Source organism: Arthrobacter sp. NQ7 (assembly GCF_029581595.2).
GTDB lineage: Bacteria > Actinomycetota > Actinomycetes > Actinomycetales > Micrococcaceae > Arthrobacter > Arthrobacter phenanthrenivorans_B.
In genome coordinates this window covers 21,926-41,048 of sequence record NZ_JARFXU020000005.1, presented here as the reverse complement: position 1 = coordinate 41,048, position 19,123 = coordinate 21,926, and the positions used below count along the sequence as shown (strand labels likewise).

Sequence of the window (19,123 nt, the reverse complement as noted above, 5' to 3'; positions counted from 1 at the left end):
TAGGACTTAGGCAGCTTCCTTGCGGCCCGGGCGCTGCGGCTTCGGCTGGGTGGCCGGCGGCTCAGCGGGGGTTGGCGTGGAGGATGCAGCGGCTGCGGGGGAAGATGCCGGGACACCCTGGGCAGCCTGGTCATGGGGGGCCGACGGCGCTTGCTCGCTGAGGGAGCCAGCGGCAGGTCCGGCACTGGTTGCCTTTGCCGGGGCGGCGGCGCGGTTGCGGCGCCAGCGGCGGACCAGGTCGGCGCCGGCCAGCAGCCCCGCGAGGGGGGTCAGTACGGCGGCGGCGTAGACGAAGAGCATCCACGTCAGGGTGGTCAGCGGCGGCTGGTTGTTGTTCAGCAGCGACAGGCCGCCCAGCATGCCCACAACCCAGAACAGCAGCACGGCGGTCAGCACGGCGCCGGCAGGGAAATACTGGTTGGTCACGACTTTTTTCAGGGTTTCCATGCACTTCCTCCTGCCTGGCCGGGGGGACGGCAACAACCGTTCAAGACAAGTATGGGGCCGGGCCGGCACGAAACCGCGCAAGACGACACGGCGAGTGATCAAGCTAACGCGGCCACCCGCCGTCGTCCGGAATCCCGGGCCGGAAAGCGGGCCGAAACCCTTCCCGGAAGGCGATCCGGCGAATACCGTAAAGCCTGTCTTGCCCACACCTTTGGAGGTTCCCATGCGCAAAGTCACTGCCGGCCTGTTCCACTCCGTGGACGGGGTGGTGTCCGAGCCTTTCAAGTTCCAGTTCGACAGCTTCGACGATGAGCTCGGCCAGGGCATGACCAGGATGATGAACGAGGTGGACACGGTTGTCCTGGGCCGCGTCAGCTACCAGGAGTGGGCCGGTTACTGGCCCACCGCCCCGCAGGACCAGGACTTCGCTGCGTTCATCAACCCCGTGGAAAAGTTCGTGGCTTCGCGGACGCTGACGGGGCCGCTGGAGTGGCAGAACTCGCAGCTGATGGACGCGCCGCTTGAGGAGTTCATCGCCGGGTTGAAAGAGCGCGACGGCGGTGAGATTGCCGTCTGCGGGAGCATTTCCGTGACCCGGGAACTGCTGTTCGCCGGGCTGCTGGATTCACTGACATTGATGACGCACCCGGTCATCGCGGGCAGCGGCCGCAGGCTGTTCGAGGACGGCGACCCGCTGACGCGCCTGGTGCTGCAGGACCAGTCGACCACCAGCAAGGGCAACGTCCTCAGCACCTATGGTGTGCGCAAGGACTAGCCTCAGGCAGCCAGCGGGGCGCCGAAGAGCTCTTCTGCCAGCCTGGCCAGGTGGTCCGGGATATCCGCTTCGGCTCCGTGGTCGCCGCGGCCCAGGAAGACGGCGGTGCCGCGGATCCCGTTCAGGTCCAGGCCACATTCGTGCATGAGCTGGCCGGCGCGGACGTTGACGGGCAGGAGCGTGGTGACGCTTTCCGCGTTGAGGTAGACGTGCCAGTCCCCGCGGATCACCGATTCCAGCGGCCCGCCCACCAGGGCCTCCAGAGCCTGGAGGTCCGCTGCGACCTGCTCGATCCGGATGGGTTCGGAATTGCTGGCCGGTACTACAAGTGCTGTGTAAGTTCTGTTGTCCATCGTTCGTTTCTCCATAGGTCTTAACACCTGCGGAGACTGCCGTGTTCCCGGCGGCTATGCCTTCCCGGCGAGCCTGGCGATGTCAGCGGGCGTGGTGCGGCAGCAGCCGCCCAGGATCCGGGCACCCCGTTCCCGCCAGCCGGCGGCACCGGCGGCGAGGCTTGCCGGCGCTGATCCCCCTGCGGAATCGCCCTTGCTCTCCCCCTGGTTCCACGTTTTGGTACCGGGATCATAGGTTTCCCCGGAGTTCGGGTAGGCCACCAGCGGCTTGTCCGTGTGCAGGCGCAATGCCGCGAGCGCCGGACTGACCAGGCCGAGCGGCACGCAGTTGACCCCCAGGGCGGCAACATGCGGCTGCCCGTTGAGGAGCCGGGCAACGTCGCCGAGCGGGGTTCCGTCGCTGATGTGGCCGCCGTCGCGCAGGGAGAAGGAAAACCAGCTGTCGACGCCGTGTTCCCGGGCAAGTGCCAGGAGGGCCTCCGCTTCGGCGAAGGAGGGCAGCGTTTCAAACGCCAGGACGTCCACGCCGGCGTTGACCAGGGCGGCGACGCGCGGAGCATGGAAGTCCTGGAACTCCTGGGCGGTCAGGACGTAGTCCCCCCGGTATTCGGAGCCGTCCGCAAGGTAGGCGCCGTATGGCCCTACGGAACCGGCAACCAGCAGCGCCGCGGAGCCGGGGTGATCCGCCAGATGCTGCCGCCGTGCTTCATCCGCCAGCCGGACCGAGAGGGCAACCAGCTCCAGCGCAGCCTCTGCACTGATGCCACGCGCCGCGAAACCCTGGGGGGTGGCCTGGTAGCTGGCGGTGGTGGCGATGTTTGCCCCCGCAGCAAAGTAGTCGCGGTGGACATCCCTGATCAGGCCGGGCTGCTCCAGGAGGACCTTGGCGGACCACAGGGGATCGTTCAGGTCGCAGCCGCGGCGCTCGAGCTCGGTGGCCAGGGCGCCGTCGGCTACCAGGCCTGCGCCGGCTTCAAGCAGGGTGGACAGGGAACGGCGGGTAGGCATCGCAACTCCGGTTGCTTGGGGGCTGTTTTATTCATTATAGACAAGTTTCCATGCTTTTAATGCATATCACCGTGTGCCACGATGACTGCAGCAACGACCATCACAGGAGGAATATTCGTGAGTGTGCACCTGAACAGTGTCCGCAAGCTACGGGTCCACTGGCCCATCAGTGCGGAAACCTTCGGCCGGATAGCAGCCGGAGATGCCAACGCCGTCCAGCAGGATCCGGGGCTGGCTGAACTCCTGCACACCGTTGAGCAGCACCCGGACCTCGGTGATTTCGGGAACTACAAGCACGTCTTCGAATCCGGCATCGGATTCGAAGGATTCTCGTGCGGCGAAGGGGCGTCACCCACACTCGGCAGGGTGGGCGAACAGACCCTCTCCCCCACGTTCGTGTTCACCACCTATTTTGATGCCGCCCTGGATGAGGCGGTCCTGGAACGGGCCATGCAGGAATTGGTGGCCATCCACCCGTGGGAACTGCCCGTCATCGAGGTGACCGGTCCCGTGCGCGTGGCCGGCAGCCTGCGCCGCAAGACCCCCTCGGCGGCAGCATCATGACGCTCACCACCACTGCCGCCTGGCCCGTGCTTCAATCCGCCCTGGCAGGAAGGACGTTCACGGACCTCACGCACGCCTTCCACCCGGGCCAGCCCCGTTTCGCCGCCTTTCCGGACGAAAACCGGGAGGCGCTTTTCGACCTTGAAAGGGGCGACGGTTTTACGGCCCACCGGTATTCGATCGTTGGCCAGTGGGGCACGCATGTGGACCCGCCATCCCACTTCATCCGGGGTGGACGCACCCTTGACCGGATTCCAGTCCAGGACATGATCCTTCCCCTTGTGGTCCTGGACATCACCCGGCGGGTGGAACGGGATCCGGATGCAACCCCCACCCTGCGGGACGTGCACGGATGGGAAGACCGGAATGGAAGAATCCCCGCTGGATGCTTCGTTGCCCTGCGGACCGGCTGGAGCTCGCGGTGGCCGGACGGAGATGCCATGGCCAACAAGGATGCGGACGGAGTCAGCCACACTCCCGGGTGGTCCCGTGAGGTGCTGTCCTTCCTGGTGGAGGAACGTTCGGTTTCGGCCATCGGGCACGAGCAAACGGACACCGATCCGGGGCTGGCAACCTCGCGCGGGGACTTTGGCCTGGAAACCTACGTCCTGGCGAAGGACCGCTGGCAGATAGAACTGATGGCTGATTTGTCCGGCCTCCCTGAATCGGGTGCCGCAATCGTGGCCAGCTGGGCCAAGCCCTCCGAAGGAAGCGGCTTCCCGGCCCGCGTCTTCGCCATCTCCTGACCCGGGCGGACGGTCCTCTAGACTCGGACCATGTCGAGGACTTCAAGCATGGGTCGGGGCGTCAAAGCCGTCCTGGCGGCCGGGGAACGCCACCTGCGTGGCCTCCCCGGCGGCACGGTGGCAGAGATCGCTGCGGACCTGGGCAGGGACCGAAGCCAGGTTTCCCGGAGTCTGCGGACAGCAGAACAGGAAGGTTTCCTGCGAAGAACCCCCGAACGGACCTTCGCCCTGGACTGGAGCGTCCTGACCGACGCCCTCCTGCTGACCCGGCGCCGGCTGGCAACCGACGGGACCGCTGCCCTGGAAGGCCTCTCGAGGGAGACTGATGAGGGGTGCTTCCTGGGTGTCCTCAGCGGCAGGAGCACCGTAACGGTGGGCGAATGCGTCCCGGCGAGCAGCCGGCTGGTGGGCTCGTGGCTGGGCCGGCCCTACCCCGCCTACTGCAGCGATGCCGGGCAGGCACTCTTGTGGGAGACTCCGGACGATGATGTCCGCAAAATCTTCGCGGGCGTCCAGTTCCAGCAGCACGGCCCGAACACCCCCGCGGACGTCGAGGACTTCCTGGCACGGCTCAGGAACGCACGGGTCCGCGGCTACTCCATCGTCGACGAGGAAGCGGAGCCCGGGCTCTACTCGCTGGCCGTACCCATCAGGGATTTCAGGGGCGACGTGGTGGCGGCCCTGCAGGTGGTGGGCCTGAAGGGCCGCCTTGAACCCAGCCGGTCCCGGCACGCCGAAGCGCTCGTCCGCCAGGGCCGCTGGCTGGAAGGCATGCTGGGATGGCGGTCTCCGGACAGCCACGCCTAAGGGCCGCCTACCCCTCCGGTCCGGGATGGACCGAACCGAGCCTCGCCGCGGCCTCCGCGAGCACATCCGCCAAATCCGCTGCGCGGGGACCCACGTCCGGCTGTCCGCCCAGCACACTCAGCGAAGCGACGATCCCACCGCCCGGATCCCGGACAGGCACGGCCACCTCGACGACGCCGTGTTCGAATTCCTCGTTGGCAACAACGAAGCCATGGGGCCTGTCTTTGGCCATGAGTTCCCAGGCCTCCGCGCAGGAATGCGGGGCGCCGGGACCACCGACGCCAACAAAGTTCACGTCGGAAAGCAAAGCTTCAAACCCCCGCCGCTTATGGTCCCACAACAGCGCCCTGCCCGATCCGGTACACCAGACGGGCGTCACCATGCCGGGCTGGACGAAGCTGCCCGCCTGCGAATCGTTGCTGGATGCCAGGAGGAGGATGACCCGGTAACCGTCGCGGACCGAGACCCGGGCGCGCAGCCCGGTAGTGGCCACCAGTGCCTCCAGTTCCGCCGCCGCATGCCGGATCCACCCCGTATTGAGGGTGGCGGCAAGGCCGAAGAAGCCGGTCCCGACGCGGAACGGGCCGCGTTCGCGGCGCTCCAGCAGGCCAAGCTCACAAAGCTCCTGGGTCAAACGGGAGACGCGGCTTTGGTCCATGTCCAGCTCCGCGGCCAGTTGGGAGACACCCATGAGCTGCTTCCCCGCCTTTTCCCGGTCAATGACCAGGCGCACTATCCGCAGTCCCTGCGCCAGTGACGACGCCTCCGGGGAGTTATCCACCCTGCTGCTCCTTCCGACCGGCAACCAGCCTATCCTCACACGTGCTCAGCCCTGCCCACCGCCATACAGCAATCAGGTGGAAGCAACCCGGTCCCGGGCACGGCGATGGCCTGGCGCGGACGTTGGGCCGTCCGCGCCAGGCCATGGAAACGGTTAGCCCTGCGCCGTCTTCCCAGCTGCGGCCCGGCGCCCGTACCTGATGTGGAAGTAGCCGTAGCAGGCGGCGACGAAAGGAATGCCAAAATACAGTGCTGCCACCTGGGCCGGGTCCAGGGCGATGCCGACCAGGGAGACGGTGCAGAGAGTGAACGCCAGGACCGGCACCAGGGGGAAGAGCGGCGCGCGGTAGGACAACGTGGCCACGTCCCCGCCGTTCCGGACAAAAGCCCGCCGGTGGAAGAAATGCGAGGCGGTGATGGACATCCAGACTCCCACCACTGCGAAGCCCGCTACCGATACCAGCACCAGATACACGGTCTCCGGGGCAACCACGCTGCTGATGAGTGAGGCCAGCCCTCCGAGCATGCTCACAGAGAGCGCGATCAGGGGGATGCCGCGGCTGGTCAGCTTCTTAAGCGCCCGGGGTGCGTGGCCTTCGTCGGCCAGGGAGTACAGCATCCTTGCGCAGGAGAACAAGCCACTGTTGCCTGCAGAGAGCAGGGCCGTGATGATGACGAAATTCATCACGTCGGCGGCAAAGGGAACACCCGTTGCCGTGAACACCGTCACGAACGGGCTCTCGTCGAGCCCAACTTCCTGGTACGGGATTGTGGCGGCGATGACGGCGATCGCTCCGACGAAGAACACCAGGAGGCGGATGACCGTACTGCGCATCGCTTTGGGAATGCTGGTGGCGGGATCCTTCGTCTCCCCTGCGGCGACGCCGATCAGTTCAGAGCCTGAGAAGGCGTAGAAGACTGCGAGCGCCGTCACCAGGACGCCGGTGAAACCGTTGGGGAAGAGCCCTCCGTCTGTGGTGAAGTTTTCGAACAGGAAGGGATGGTTGCCCGATCCGCTGAGCGGGTGGAAGCCCATGAGGGCTGCCCCGCCCAGGACGATGAGCCCGATGATGGCGCCCACTTTGATGATGGCGAACCAGAATTCCGACTCGCCGAAGAACTTGGATGACACAGCGTTGAGGCCGAACAACGTTGCGGCGAAGACCAGGCACCAGACCCAGACGTCAACGCCCGGGAACCAGCGCTGCATCAGCAGGCCCGAGGCTGTGAACTCCGATCCGATGGCGACCGCCCAGCACAGCCAGTAGAGCCAGGCGGTGGCGAATCCCGTGGCGGGACCAATGGACCGGGCAGCGTAGATGTGGAATGCACCGGAGACGGGGTAGGCGATGGCGAGCTCCCCCAAGCAGGCCATGACCAGGTAAACCACGAAGGCACCGACGAGGTAGGCGAGAACGGCGCCCAGGGGGCCGGCCTGGGAAATGGTGTAACCCGAGCTGAGGAAAAGACCGGAACCAATGACGCCGCCCATGGCGATCATGACAAGGTGCCGGGGCCCCATGGAGCGGCGGAGCCCTGATTCCGTTGACGGCGGTGCGTCCGGCTCCGGCTTGAGGGTGAGGGGGGTCGAAGATTCCAAGAGGTGCCTCCAGTGGGGGGATGGTCGGAAGGACGGCCGCGGTTCGGGTGCCGGTCCATGAAGCTCTAAGCGCGTCGACAGTGACGAAAGTAACACAAACCGGCAGTTTTAGTCATCAAAATCATATTCAAATGCGAATGTTGCACGTTTATTGCTGTTACCCCGTATGTCGATTTGCCCTTCAGATGGTCGTTTCGCCTCCCCGGCAGAGCGGATGGACATGCCTCAACAGACACCCGGCGGGCACAGGATGGGAGCACCAACAACCACATCAAGGGAGCAGCAATGACCACCTACGACATCGCGCTGATCGGGTTCGGCGGCGTCAACCGGACCCTCGCCGAACTGATCGCCACTAGAGGGGATGCGCTCGGCCGCACCCTCGGCTTTGACCTGAGGGTGGTTGCCATTACGGACCTCCGGCTGGGTTCCCTGGTCCAGGACGGGGGAATCGATCTTGACATGGCCCTGGGCCTGGATCCCGCCGCCGCGACGTTTGCAGCACACGGCGGGTCAGCGGACCCGGACAACGAGCGCGTGATCCGCACCTGCTCCGCCGGGATCATTTGCGAAGCAACCTTCACCAACCCTGCAGACGGCGAGCCTGCGGCTTCACACGTCCGCTGGGCCCTGGAGTCGGGAAAGAGCGTTTGCACCACCAACAAAGGCCCGGTCGCCCTGCACGGCCAGGAATTGAGCCGGCTCGCGAAACTCAAAGGGCTGCATTTCGAATTCGAGGGCGCGGTGATGAGCGGGACACCCGTCATCCGGTTGGCCAAACAACTGTTCCCCGGACTGGTGCTCCATAGCTTTGAGGGCATCCTCAATGGCACCAGCAACTATGTCCTGGGCAGGATGGAAGAGGGCCTCAGTTTCGAGGAATCGGTCCTCGAAGCCCAGGCCCGGGGATACGCCGAGGCGGATCCCACGGCCGACATCGACGGCCACGACGTCCAGCTGAAAGTCCTGATCCTCGCCAATGAGCTGCTGGGTGCGGACATCACGCTGGCGGATGTGCAGCGCCAAGGAATCTCAACACTGTCGCCCGAGGACATCAGTCGCGCCAGGAACGAGGGGCGGCGGTGGAAACTGGTGGGCTCCGCGCGGCGGAACCTGGACGGAAGCATCACCGCCGGAGTTGCCCCCGTGGCGCTCCCCCTGGCCCACGGCCTCGCCGGGGTTTCGGGTGCCAACAATGCAGTGTCCTTTAATACCGATCTCCTCGGCCCGGTGACGGTGTCCGGACCGGGGGCCGGGCGGTTGGAGACAGCGTACGCCCTGCTGTCCGACATCATCGCCATGCATTCCGCACGGAAGCCGGTGGCTGCAGATGCGTGAATCAACCCTTTCGCCGCTGGATCACGCATCGGCCGGGTTCCGGGAAGTGCTCAGCCCCTACGACGGCCGGGTGGTGGGAGCAGTGGCCCTGACCCCGGCGGAGTCCGTGGACGCGATTGTCCGGGCTGCCAGGTCCGGGGCGGAGCAGGCACGCGCCCTGTCCCGCCATGACCGGGGAAAGCTGCTGGACGCGGCTGCCGCACTGATGGACGCGCGGCGGGCCGAATTCGCCCAGACCATCACAGCAGAGAGCGGCAAAACCATCCGCCAGGCACACAAGGAGGTGCTGCGGGCAGTCAACACCCTGCGCCTGTCCGCCGTGGAGGCACGCCGGAACGCCGGCGAACTCATTCCCTTTGACTCCTATGAAGGCTCCGAGGACCGCATGGGGTGGTACTCACGGGAACCGCTGGGCATCATTGCGGCCATCACCCCCTACAACGACCCCCTTAATCTGGTGGCACACAAGGTGGGCCCGGCAATCGCCGGAGGCAACGCCGTCATCCTCAAGCCATCCGCGCTGACGCCCCTGTCCGCGCAACTGCTCGGCGAAGTCTTCGCCGAAGCCGGCCTGCCCGCCGGCATCCTCACGGTGGTCCACGGGGACAGGGACGTGGCGGAGGCGATCGTACGGAGCCGGGAGGTCCGCATGGTGTCCTTCACCGGCGGGTTCGCGGCCGGCGAGGCCATCGCCGGGACCGCAGGCCTGAAGAAGCTGTCGATGGACCTTGGCGGGAACGCCCCGGTCATCGTCATGGATGACGCCGACCTGGATGCTGCCGTTCCAGCCTGCGTCTCCGGCGCCTTCTGGGCAGCGGGCCAGAATTGTGTGGGGGTTCAGCGCATCCTCGTTGCCTCCTCCCGGTACCACGAGTTCCGTCGGCGCTTCCTGCAGGAGACGTCACGGCTGGTCGCGGGCGACCCCGCCGAGGAAGCGACCGACGTCGGTCCCATGATCAGTTCCGCCGCCGTGGATCAGCTCCAGGCCAGGATCCGGGCGGCGGTTGCCTCCGGCGCCGCAGTCCTCGCCGGCAACACCAGGGACAACAACGTGCTGCATCCGACGGTCCTGGAGAAAGTGCCCGCCGGCAGCAGGCTGTGGACGGAGGAGGTGTTCGGACCGGTCGTCATGCTGCAACCCTTCACAACCTTCGACGAAGCCGTGGGGACCGCCAACGCCATCGACTTCAGCCTCCACGCCGGGATCTTCACCGGATCGCTGGACACTGCCCTGGACGCCGCGGGCCGCATTGACGCAGGCGGCGTCATGGTCAACGACTCATCGGACTACCGCTTCGACGGCATGCCGTTCGGAGGCTCCAAGTACGGCGGCCTTGGCCGGGAAGGAGTCCGGTTCGCCTATGAGGAGATGACCCAGCCCAAAGTGGTGTGCATCAAGCGCCTGGGCTGACCACCGGAAGCGAAGCCTGGCCGGGAGCGTTTCCCGGCTGGTCCGGCTTCGCTGCCGCATCCCGCCGGATGTAGTTGGACAGGGTCATGGCCGTCACGGTGTCCGTCACGCCGGGCGTGGCCGCTATCTGCTCCCAGATCTCCTGGATGCGTTCAAGCGACCGCGCTTCCACCCGGACCAGCAGGTCAAAGTCACCGCTGACCACATCGCACAGGACCACCTCCGGGATCGATTGCAGCACGGCGATGACGTCCGCTCCGCGCACCCTGTCCTTCCGGTAGACCATCAGGAAGGCAGAAACTGTGCCGTGCCCCGGGGCGCCGGTCACCACCGTGTAGCCCTGGATGTATCCCTGCCGTTCCATCCTGTCGATGCGCTGCCGGACCGCATTGCGGGACAGCATCACCTTTGCGGCCAGCTCCGCGTGGCTGATCCGGGCATTGCGGGTCAGCTCCGCCAGGATGCCCTGGTCGATCCGGTCAAGACTCGCCCGATCCATGTTTCACCCTTCACCGCATGACGTCACAACAGCAGACACGAGTCGGCCCCGGCTCCAGAACGAAAGCACACCAGAGATGATACTTCGGCAGCAGCCGCTCCAGAGCCAGCGCAGAGCCTTCAGTTGCGTGCTGTTGGACATGGACGGGACCCTGTTGGATTCGGCGGCGGGGGTGACGGCGAGCGCGGCCCGGGCTCTTGCCGCCGTGGGGGCGCCTGTTCCACCGGCCGGGGACTTGGTCCGGCTGGTGGGGCCGCCCATGCTTGAGTCCTTCCGCGAGTACCTGGGACACGACGAGCTCCTCGCCCGGCGGGCGCTGCGGCATTACCGGAAGGCTTACGCGGAGCACGGGGCACACCAGTCGGTTCCGTACGCCGGGATCACCGAACTGCTGGAACACCTCCATGGTGCGGGCGTAGCCATGGCGGTTGCCACCTCGAAGGCCGAAGACCAGGCGCTCCGGATGGCCCGCCGGTTTGGCATGGACCAGTATTTCTCCGCCGTCTGCGGTGCTTCGGACCAGGAAGCCAGGTGGAGCAAGGCAGATGTGATTGCCGAAGTGCTGGACAGGCTGAGGGCAGCGAAGGTGGACGTCTCCGCCCCGCTCATGGTGGGTGACCGCAGCCACGACGTGGCCGGTGCAGCCGTCCACGGCATTCCCACGGTCTTCGCCGGTTGGGGCTACGGCTCGGCAGGGGAAGAAGCAGGAGCCGCGGCCGTTGCCCCCTCACCGGCTGCGGTGCTGCCGGTCTGCCTTGCCCTGGCGGTATCGCGCTGAAAGGTACGACGCCGGCACTCCGCCGGGTGCCGGCGTCGTGCCTTCGCGTCGTGGCCGGGAGGGCGAGCGGGTAAACTTGACCAGTCATGCGCTGTTCCTACTTTGATGCCGGCACCTGCCGCTCCTGCACCCAGATGGGCAGGCCCTACGGCGAACAGCTGGCCGGCAAGCAGCAGCACTGCCAGGGCCTCCTGTCCGGGCATACCGCGATCGAGTGGCTGCCGCCCGTTGCCAGCCGGGAGTCCGGCTTCCGCAACAAAGCCAAGATGGTGATCGGCGGGACGGCCCAGAACCCCACCATCGGCATCCTCGACGCGAACGGCCACGGCGTGGACCTGCGCAAGTGCGGCGTCTGCTCCCCCGGCCTGCTCGCCTGCTTCCCGGTACTGGCCACCTTCATCCGCCGGCTGAGGCTGACGCCGTACGATGTTCCGCGCCGTTCGGGAGAACTCAAGCACGTCATCATCACCGAGTCCCCGGACGGCGAGGTGATGCTCCGCCTGGTCCTCCGCTCGGACCAGACGGTGCCCCGCATCCGGAAACACCTTCCGGACCTCTTGGCCGCCCTGCCGCAGGTCAAAGTGGTCTCGGTCAACCTGCTCCCGGAGCACAAGGCCGTGCTGGAGGGTGAGCAGGAGATCCTGCTGACCGCTCAGTCCACCCTTAACATGCGGGTTAACGACATCAACCTGCACCTCCGCCCGCAGAGCTTCTTCCAGACCAACACCGCGATGGCGGCCGCCCTGTACCGGCAGGGCCGCGAGTGGGTCAACGAACTGGCGCCGGCCTCCGTGTGGGACCTGTACTGCGGCGTGGGCGGGTTCGCCCTGCACAGCGCCGCCCCCTCCCGCACCGTCACCGGCATTGAAACCAGCAGCGAAGCGATCGTGTCCGCCCGGCTCAGCAGCGCCGAGGCAGGCCTGGCGGGGATGGACTTCCAGGCCGGCGACGCCACCGCCTTCGCCCTGGCGGCGGCGGAGTCGCCGGAACTGGTGATCGTGAACCCGCCGCGGCGCGGCATCGGCAAGGAGCTGTGCGGCTGGCTGGAATCCTCGGACGTGCAGCACGTGGTGTACTCCAGCTGCAACGCCCAGTCGCTGGCACGGGACCTGGCTGCCCTCCCCTCCTACACCGCCCGCCGGGCACGGGTGCTGGACATGTTCCCACAGACCACCCACTACGAGGTGATGGTGCTGCTGGAACGCGCCGGCTGACACAGGCACCGCTCAGGGGCGCGCGCGTTCGACGGCGGCCGCGCTGGCTTCCCGCCCGCTGGCCCGCAGGCCTGCCGCCACCCCTTCGGCGTCCGCTTCGGAGCGGTTCTGGCTCAGTTTCTCCTTCGCCTCGATCCGGGAGATCACCAGTTCCACGCCCACGATGGCGCGCAGCTGCCCGGCGATGAACTTCTCCGGGGCATCGTCCACGGCCCAGGGTTCCTCCCGGCCGTCCTCGTGCAGGGCCGTCAGGTGCCGGACGTGCCGTGCCAGCCAGCCGGCGTCGTCATGGACCACCAGCTCGCCGTACACGTGCGCGGTGCTGTAGTTCCAGGTGGGGACCACGCGGCCATGCTCGGCCTTGGAGGCGTACCACGACGGCGAGATGTAGTCGTCCGGTCCCTGGATGATGGCGAGCGCTTCGCCGGTGGGCACACGTGACCACTGCGGGTTGTTCCGGGCCATGTGGGCCTGCAGCGCACCGTGCTCCCCCACCGCGGGGTTGTAGGCGAAGGGCAGCAGCGTTGCCAGCAGGCCCTGGTCCGTCACGGTGACCAGGTTGGCGGCTCCGGGGGCGGCGAGGAGGTTCCGGAGGGATTCCGGGCGGGCCGAGAAATGGGCGGGGATGTAAATGGGAGGTCCTTTCCGTCGGTTGGATTGACTTGGTTGGGCTGGCTTGCTTGGGCGGGTTTGGTTGGGTGGCTTTGGTTTGGCCGCTCAGGAGGATGGCTTGAGCCGGAAACGGACGGCCGCGGCGGCGCACAGGATCACGGAGAGGGCGCCGATCACGGTGGTCCAGGTGAGCGCCTCGCCCAGGAAGAGGGCGGCCCAGCCGATGCTCAGGACGGGCTGGACCAGCTGGATCTGGCTGACCTGCGCCATGGGGCCGATGGCCAGGCCGTGGTACCAGGCGAAGAAGCCAAGGAACATGCTGACCACGGCCAGGTAGCCGAACGCGGCCCACTGTGCGGGAGTGGCCGACGGCGGCTGGGTGAGGGCGGAGCCTACGGCCAGTACCAGCATGGCCGGGGCGGCGAGGAGCAGCGCCCAGGCGATGGTTTGCCACGCGCCCAGTTCGCGGGCCAGGAGGCCGCCCTCGGCGTAGCCGACGGCCGCGCATACCACGGCGCCGAGCAGGAGGAGGTCCGCCCAGTGCAGCTGGCCTACACCCCCGGACTGCAGGAATGCGAAGGAAACCGCCGCCAGGGAGCCCAGCACCATCACGGTCCAGAAGGCCGCGGGCGGCCGTTCGCCGGTCCGAAAGATGGCCACGGTTGCGGTGGCGGCCGGCAGAAGGGCGATGACCACGGCACCATGGGCTGCGGGAACGGCGGTGAGGGCATAGGAGGTAAGCAGCGGAAAGCCGGCGACGACGCCGCCGGCCACCAGCGCGAGGCGCAGCCACATGCGCGGCCGCGGCAGCCGCTGCCGGGTCAGTGCGAGTGCGGCGGCGGCAAGAACGGCTGCCACCACAGCCCGGCCGGAACCGATAAACAGCGGCGGGATGCCTGCGACCGCCACCCGGGTGAAGGGCACCGTAAAGGAAAAGGCTGCGATGCCCACGAGGCCCCACCAGATGCCGGTGGCCCTGCGTGGGAGTATCACTGCGCCAGCCAGGACAGTAGCGCTACTATGTTCTTTCATGAACAACGATAGCAGCTCGCGGATTGTTGCGGCACTCAGGCTTTGGGTGGCTGCGGCCGCTCCGGGGGCGAAACTGCCGTCCACCCGGCAGTTGGTGGCCAAGCACCAGGCCAGCCCGGTCACGGTGCAGAAGGCACTGCAGGTACTGACGGCGCAGGGCCTGATCGAAAGCCGGCCCGGCGTCGGGACGTTCGTCCGTGCGGTCCGGACGGCCCGCCCGTTGGACTACGGCTGGCAAACGGCGGCGCTGCGGTCGCCGTCGTCGACGCTGCCGTCGTCGTCGGGCACCATGCGCAACGTGTCCGGGGAGGCCATCTGGTTCCACTCCGGCTACCCGGACCGGGAGCTCCTGCCGGAGCGGCTGGTCAGGTCAGCCCTGGCCCGGGCCGCCCGCGGGGACGCCGCGCTGTCACGGCCACCTGCAGCGGGAATGCCGAACCTGCAGCAGTGGTTCGCCCAGGAGCTGGGGCAGGCAACCCCGGTGGGCGTTACACCTCCCACGCCGAACGACGTCATCGTGCTGCCGGGAAGCCAAAGCGGCCTGAGCTCCATCTTCCGCGCCCTGGTGGGCGCCGGGCAGCCGCTGCTGATCGAATCACCGTCCTACTGGGGCGCCATCCTGGCCGCCGCCCAGACCGGCGTGCGCGTGGTTCCGGTGCCCACAGGTCCGGACGGACCCGATCCTGCCGACGTGGACCGCGCCTTCGCCGAGACCGGCGCGCGGGCCTTCTACGTGCAGCCCAACTTCGCCAACCCCAGAGGGGGGCAGTGGACGCCGGAACGCGGAGACCAGATCCTGGACGTGGCCCGCCGGCATGGCGCCTTCCTGGTGGAGGACGACTGGGCCCACGACTTCGGAATCACCTCGGATCCGGTCCCGCTCGCTACCCGCGATGACGCCGGACATGTGGTCTACATCCGGTCCCTGACCAAGAGCGTCTCCACAGCCATCCGCATTGCGGCAGTGACTGCCCGCGGTCCGGCCCGGGAGCGCATCCTCGCCCAGCGCGCCGCCGAATCAATGTACGTGAGCGGACTCCTGCAGGCCGCCGCCCTGGACGTGGTGACCCAACCCGGCTGGCAGACGCACCTGCGCAGCCTCCGCCAGCAGCTCCAGGCCCGCCGGGACCTGCTGGTCACGAGCATCCGAGACCACGTTCCCCAGGCCCATCTCGACGCCCTGCCCAGGGGCGGACTGAACCTGTGGCTCCGCCTGCCGGATGCCACCGATCTGCCACGCCTGGTCCGGGACTGCGAGGACGCGGGGGTGATCATCGCCGCCGGAACGGAGTGGTTCCCGGCCGAGCCGGCCGGGGCCTTCATCCGCCTCAACTACTCCGGGCCCAACCCGGGCGCCTACCCGGAAGGGGCACGCCGCATCGGTGAAGCACTGGCGTTGCAGTCCCACCTCTCCGGCGCCGGCAATACGTGACTCCACGCCTGCTGCGCGGCGCTGCCCAGGCTGCCGGGGACAATTCAAGATCAGCCAAGGAAACCATCAAGATTTGCGCTTAACCCGTTCCGCCCGCGGGGCCCGGACTACGCTGGCCGTGCACTTCGCATCCAGCACACGCACTTGGGGGATCCATGCCTGCACCTTCCCGTTCTTCAGCGCCCCGCACCTCCCACCAGGAAGATGCGCCCCCCGCCGGAGCCTCCCTGCGGAAGGGCCGGACGCCGGCATTGGCTGCAGGGGCCGCCGCCGTCGTACTTCTGTTGAGCGGCTGCGGCGGATCCCAGGCGTCATTGACGGCAGCCGCAGGGCCGGCCAGTGAATCCGCCACCGCAACCCCCACGGCGACGCCCCTTGCACATACGCCCTGCACCACGGCGAACGCGGAGCAGACGGCGGCAGGCAGCACCTATATCTGCACCAAGGACGAATCGGGCAGGCTCGTTTGGCTGGAAGCGGCAGAATCGAGGCGCGTCACCGAGAAGCTGGCGGCAGCTGCTGCGGCGGCGAAGGCGGCAGCGGACAAGGCTGCGGAAGACAAAGCGGCCGCAGACAAAGCAGCGGCGGACAAAGCGGCCGCAGACAAAGCAGCGGCAGACGCAGCCGCAGCAGCCGAGGCAGCCGCCAGGCAAGCCGCCGAAGTGAGGGCAGCCCAGGAGGCTGCGGCGGCACAGGCCGCAGCGGAAGCGGCCGCCAAGGCAGCCGCGCCTCCGGCTCCCGTTGCCCCTGCCGTTCCCGCGACCAATCCTGGCTGCGATCCGAACTACTCAGGCTGCGTCCCCATTGCGTCCGATGTGGACTGCGCCGGCGGCAGCGGAAACGGACCGGCGTACGTCAGCGGTCCCGTCCAGGTCATTGGCCGGGACATCTATGGCCTCGACGCCGATCATGACGGCGTCGGCTGCGAGCGGTAGGGACTAGACGAACTTCTTGACCAGTTCTTCGCTCTTCTCCCAGAGCCCGCGGGCCAGTTCGGCGTCGTAGGCCTGCCGGTTGGCCTTGGCCAGGGCGCGCTTGGCGTAGTAGGCGCCGGAGATCCAGTCCGTGCCGGGGGTGCCGTTGATCAGCCACAGCATGGTGTCGGCGCCCTGGTCCGGGCTGAGCATGAAGCGGTTCAACAGTGTCTTGTAAGCGTGCCGGAAGGGGCTGGTGGAGTCCGCCGCGAAGTTCGTCCGGACCACGCCCGGGTGAAACGCCGCCGTCGAAATTCCCTGGTCGTGGAAGCGGCGGTGCAGCTCCGATGTGAACAGGATGTTGGCGAGCTTGCCCGTGCCGTAGGCGCGGTAGGTGCGGTACCCGTGCTCGGCGTTGAGGTCGAACAGGTCCAGCTTGCCGGAGAAGTTTGCGGCACTGGCGGTGTTGATGACCTTTGCCCCGCTGGCGGTCAGGGTGTCCATCAGCAGGTTGGTGAGCAGGAACGGCGCCAGGTGGTTGACCTGGAACGTCAGTTCGTTTCCGTCGACGGTGAGGGTGCGCTTGCCCATCATGCCGCCGGCGTTGTTGGCCAGGACATCGATACGCGGGTAGTTGGCTTTCAGCTTCTCCGCTAGTCCGCGGACCTGCGCCAGGTCGGAAAAGTCGGCCAGGTAGTGGTCGGCGCCGATGTCGGTGGCCAGTGCGCGGGTCTTCCCAGCGGAACGGCCGACGACGACCACCTGCTCCCCTGCCTTGGCCAGCGTCCGGGCGGCTGCCGCGCCGATGCCGTCGCTGGCGCCGGTGATCACGATGGTGCGAGGAGTCAAGGGGTGTCCTTTGATCGGTGTACTTCCGGAGGGGGGTACTGCCGGAAGGGGTGACTCTGGCACAACGACGGCGGGGCGGCAGGTGTTCCCCTCCCTACCCAGTTTCCCTATAGCCCCTCCCCTATTTACGACCGTTGCCTGTTAGGACGCCCTTCGAGACGTAAAATGTTCATGCCGGGAGGTGCACATAAAAGGACCTCCCTTAGGTTTAGCGATGACCGCACACACCGCCAGTAGCTGGGATTGGTGGATTCATATTTGCGTCAATGCATTGAAAGAATCCGAATATCAGTCAGGCAAATTAGTCGGACTCAATTTTAGTCTCTTCATCGGCGGTGACAGCACGGGCAGTGGCACTGCTGGGCACCCGTCGGACTTGAAAGGCGCAGCTTGAATTTGGTGCTGCGGCCGGGTGGCATTGGGTGCTTGAAAGGGCCTCCGAAGCTTGCACGGAAGAGGCGAAAGCCGTATCCGCGAATCCCTAATTCCTGCCTTCGGCGTCGAAACCCCAGGCATTTGCAGAAAGACCAAAAATGAAGCTATCACTCCGCCGCGTCTTAATCTTGTTCGCGGCACTGTTTTTCGCCCTAGCGACGGGCATGTCGGTGGCGCAAGCGGCCATCACAACCGACATCAATCCCGCTGCCGCCCCGACGGGCACGCATCTTCAGACGGGAACTATTAGCTGTAGCGTCGACCCGACAACTCAGCTCGTCAGCTGCACTTCGTTCGAATTGGCGGGCGTCGGAAACACCAACGCCGTTGGAACTTTGTCCACGACTTACACCGCCACGGTCCAATGCCGCAACCACGGTGGCCAGATCGTCGAGGTAAAGTCTCAGGTAAAGACTGTGCCGGCGACCACCGGAAACCTCGCGCCCAAGAATGGCAGGCTCACTGTCACGGCTCTGAGCTCATCGCCCGTCCCGACGGCGGCACAGTTTGAGGCCCTTGCGACCTGCCCCAACGGCAACTGGACCAAGGAACTGCTCGGAGGAACCATCACGCTCAGCAGCTTCACCTACACGCTGCACTTCGCTGGATTCACCGGCGACTACATCACGATCACCGGGCCGTAACTATCGCAGTCCCATAGTTTCGCGCAAGGCAGAGAGCCGGGGCCAGGCCCCGGCTCTCTGCCGTCGACGGCGCGATCTAGCAATCCACCGAAACCCAGCAATCACCATCCGGCTCACTGCTTTAGGACACGCCCTGGTCGGTTCCCACTGAGATAGCGGGGACGTCCCTTCAGCCATCCGAAAGCCCGCAGCTTCTCCCTCGGGTCTGCGGACTACACGGCCCCGGAGCCCCTCGTGGGTTTCGGGGCCCACCCATGCTCCCTGACACTAGCAAAGCAAAAAAGCGCCAACTGCCGTTCCGGAGGTTCAGAACGGCAGTTGGCGCTACTCAGTTCTTCTCCCGGAGCCGGCTGGTCAGTCCGGCGCCGTAGGGCTTCCGGCTGGCCTTGGCCAGGACCCGCTTGGCGCGCTTGGCGCAGTAGGCCCCGGAGATCCAGTCCATGCCGGGGTGCCGTTGTTGGTGAGCAGGAGCGGCGCCACGTGGTTGACCTGGAACGTCAGTTCGTTTCCGTCCACCGTGAGCTGCGCTTGCCCATCATGCCGCCCGCGTTGGTGGCCAGGACATCGATGCGCGGTCAGGCGGCGTTCAGCTTCCCGGCAAGGTCGCGGACCTGCGCCAGATCGGAAAAGTCGGCCAGGGAGTGGTCAGCGCCGATCTCGGTGGCCAGTGCGCGGGTCTTCTCAGCGGAACGGCCAACGACGACCACCTGCTCCCCTGCCTTGGCCAGCGTCCGGGCCGCTGCCGCGCCGATGCCGTCGCTGGCGCCGGTGATAACGATGGTGCGAGGAGTTAAGGGGTGTCCTTTATTTGGGGTGCCGGGCCGCGCAGAGTAGCACGTTGAGGGAATAACGAAGGCCCGGCACCCGCGGTTCCCGGCAAGGACA

21 protein-coding genes and 1 pseudogene are annotated in these 19,123 nt (G+C 66.8%); 12 read left to right on the top strand and 10 right to left on the bottom strand.

Annotation, left to right across the window (positions count from 1 at the left end):
* Positions 1–6 precede the first annotated feature (6 nt).
* Positions 7–447: a hypothetical protein gene (locus PUN71_RS07835; protein WP_277797966.1), complete on the bottom strand. Its 441-nt coding sequence runs from the start codon at positions 445–447 to the stop codon at positions 7–9.
* A 223-nt stretch (positions 448–670) separates the two neighbouring features.
* Here PUN71_RS07835 and PUN71_RS07830 point away from each other — a divergent pair, with 223 nt between their 5' ends.
* Positions 671–1,222, top strand: coding sequence for a dihydrofolate reductase family protein (locus PUN71_RS07830; RefSeq protein ID WP_277797965.1), 552 nt, complete (start codon positions 671–673; stop codon positions 1,220–1,222).
* Positions 1,223–1,224: 2 nt separating this feature from the next.
* On the opposite strand, the gene PUN71_RS07825 is transcribed toward PUN71_RS07830, so the two are convergent.
* Entirely contained in the window at positions 1,225–1,575 is a 351-nt protein-coding gene (locus tag PUN71_RS07825; RefSeq protein ID WP_043452223.1) for a DUF3846 domain-containing protein, read from the bottom strand.
* Between the two features lie 54 nt (positions 1,576–1,629).
* The gene (gene mmuM / locus PUN71_RS07820) at positions 1,630–2,583 is read right to left on the bottom strand and encodes a homocysteine S-methyltransferase (RefSeq protein ID WP_277797964.1); all 954 of its coding nucleotides are present in this window, start codon (positions 2,581–2,583) and stop codon (positions 1,630–1,632) included.
* Between the two features lie 117 nt (positions 2,584–2,700).
* On the opposite strand from mmuM, the gene PUN71_RS07815 reads away from it, so the two are divergent.
* The 3 genes from PUN71_RS07815 to PUN71_RS07805 are packed head-to-tail and all read left to right on the top strand — an operon-like array spanning position 2,701 to position 4,700.
* Positions 2,701–3,147 (top strand): hypothetical protein, encoded by a 447-nt coding sequence (locus PUN71_RS07815; RefSeq protein WP_277797963.1) that lies wholly within the window; start codon positions 2,701–2,703, stop codon positions 3,145–3,147.
* Positions 3,144–3,893, top strand: coding sequence for a cyclase family protein (locus tag PUN71_RS07810; protein WP_277797962.1), 750 nt, complete (start codon positions 3,144–3,146; stop codon positions 3,891–3,893). Before PUN71_RS07815 ends, PUN71_RS07810 begins: the two co-directional genes overlap by 4 nt.
* 30 nt (positions 3,894–3,923) lie before the next feature.
* Positions 3,924–4,700, top strand: a complete 777-nt coding sequence (locus tag PUN71_RS07805) for an IclR family transcriptional regulator (RefSeq protein WP_277797961.1) — start codon at positions 3,924–3,926, stop codon at positions 4,698–4,700.
* Positions 4,701–4,707: 7 nt separating this feature from the next.
* Here PUN71_RS07805 and PUN71_RS07800 read toward each other — a convergent pair whose 3' ends face one another.
* Together PUN71_RS07800 and PUN71_RS07795 are read right to left on the bottom strand one after the other, a co-directional pair.
* Positions 4,708–5,481, bottom strand: coding sequence for an IclR family transcriptional regulator (locus PUN71_RS07800; protein WP_277797960.1), 774 nt, complete (start codon positions 5,479–5,481; stop codon positions 4,708–4,710).
* 153 nt (positions 5,482–5,634) lie between these two features.
* A complete protein-coding gene (locus tag PUN71_RS07795) occupies positions 5,635–7,080 on the bottom strand; it encodes an amino acid permease (RefSeq protein WP_277797959.1) in 1,446 nt (481 codons plus the stop codon).
* A 285-nt stretch (positions 7,081–7,365) separates the two neighbouring features.
* Here PUN71_RS07795 and PUN71_RS07790 point away from each other — a divergent pair, with 285 nt between their 5' ends.
* Positions 7,366–8,418, top strand: a complete 1,053-nt coding sequence (locus PUN71_RS07790; protein ID WP_277797958.1) for a homoserine dehydrogenase — start codon at positions 7,366–7,368, stop codon at positions 8,416–8,418.
* A complete protein-coding gene (locus PUN71_RS07785; protein ID WP_277797957.1) occupies positions 8,411–9,829 on the top strand; it encodes an aldehyde dehydrogenase family protein in 1,419 nt (472 codons plus the stop codon). The genes PUN71_RS07790 and PUN71_RS07785 overlap by 8 nt, the downstream gene beginning before the upstream one ends.
* Here the strand turns inward: PUN71_RS07785 and PUN71_RS07780 are convergent.
* Positions 9,813–10,328 carry an Lrp/AsnC family transcriptional regulator gene (locus PUN71_RS07780; RefSeq protein WP_277797956.1) on the bottom strand — a complete coding sequence of 172 codons (516 nt, stop codon included), beginning with the start codon at positions 10,326–10,328 and terminating at the stop codon, positions 9,813–9,815. The genes PUN71_RS07785 and PUN71_RS07780 overlap by 17 nt on opposite strands.
* Before the next feature lie 127 nt (positions 10,329–10,455).
* On the opposite strand from PUN71_RS07780, the gene PUN71_RS07775 reads away from it, so the two are divergent.
* Positions 10,456–11,106, top strand: coding sequence for an HAD hydrolase-like protein (locus PUN71_RS07775; RefSeq protein ID WP_502860258.1), 651 nt, complete (start codon positions 10,456–10,458; stop codon positions 11,104–11,106).
* Between the two features lie 86 nt (positions 11,107–11,192).
* A complete protein-coding gene (rlmC, locus tag PUN71_RS07770) occupies positions 11,193–12,320 on the top strand; it encodes a 23S rRNA (uracil(747)-C(5))-methyltransferase RlmC (protein ID WP_277797954.1) in 1,128 nt (375 codons plus the stop codon).
* 12 nt (positions 12,321–12,332) lie between these two features.
* On the opposite strand, the gene PUN71_RS07765 is transcribed toward rlmC, so the two are convergent.
* Positions 12,333–12,953 (bottom strand): FMN-binding negative transcriptional regulator, encoded by a 621-nt coding sequence (locus tag PUN71_RS07765; RefSeq protein WP_277798076.1) that lies wholly within the window; start codon positions 12,951–12,953, stop codon positions 12,333–12,335.
* An 84-nt stretch (positions 12,954–13,037) separates the two neighbouring features.
* Positions 13,038–13,964, bottom strand: coding sequence for a DMT family transporter (locus PUN71_RS07760; RefSeq protein WP_277797953.1), 927 nt, complete (start codon positions 13,962–13,964; stop codon positions 13,038–13,040).
* Here PUN71_RS07760 and PUN71_RS07755 point away from each other — a divergent pair.
* Together PUN71_RS07755 and PUN71_RS07750 are read left to right on the top strand one after the other, a co-directional pair.
* Positions 13,963–15,396: an aminotransferase-like domain-containing protein gene (locus PUN71_RS07755; RefSeq protein ID WP_277797952.1), complete on the top strand. Its 1,434-nt coding sequence runs from the start codon at positions 13,963–13,965 to the stop codon at positions 15,394–15,396. The genes PUN71_RS07760 and PUN71_RS07755 overlap by 2 nt on opposite strands.
* A 155-nt stretch (positions 15,397–15,551) precedes the next feature.
* Complete coding sequence (locus PUN71_RS07750; protein WP_277797951.1) at positions 15,552–16,331, top strand: hypothetical protein; 780 nt, start codon at positions 15,552–15,554, stop codon at positions 16,329–16,331.
* A gap of 3 nt (positions 16,332–16,334) precedes the next feature.
* Here the strand turns inward: PUN71_RS07750 and PUN71_RS07745 are convergent, their stop codons facing one another.
* Positions 16,335–17,159: an SDR family NAD(P)-dependent oxidoreductase gene (locus PUN71_RS07745; protein WP_277797950.1), complete on the bottom strand. Its 825-nt coding sequence runs from the start codon at positions 17,157–17,159 to the stop codon at positions 16,335–16,337.
* A 214-nt stretch (positions 17,160–17,373) separates the two neighbouring features.
* Between PUN71_RS07745 and PUN71_RS07740 the strand changes: the two genes are divergently transcribed.
* Entirely contained in the window at positions 17,374–17,553 is a 180-nt protein-coding gene (locus tag PUN71_RS07740) for a hypothetical protein (protein WP_277797949.1), read from the top strand.
* Positions 17,554–17,692: 139 nt separating this feature from the next.
* Positions 17,693–18,238, top strand: coding sequence for a hypothetical protein (locus tag PUN71_RS07735; protein ID WP_277797948.1), 546 nt, complete (start codon positions 17,693–17,695; stop codon positions 18,236–18,238).
* 456 nt (positions 18,239–18,694) lie between these two features.
* Here PUN71_RS07735 and PUN71_RS07730 read toward each other — a convergent pair.
* Positions 18,695–19,017, bottom strand: a pseudogene (locus PUN71_RS07730) (SDR family NAD(P)-dependent oxidoreductase); the annotation flags it as partial.
* Positions 19,018–19,123 lie beyond the last annotated feature (106 nt).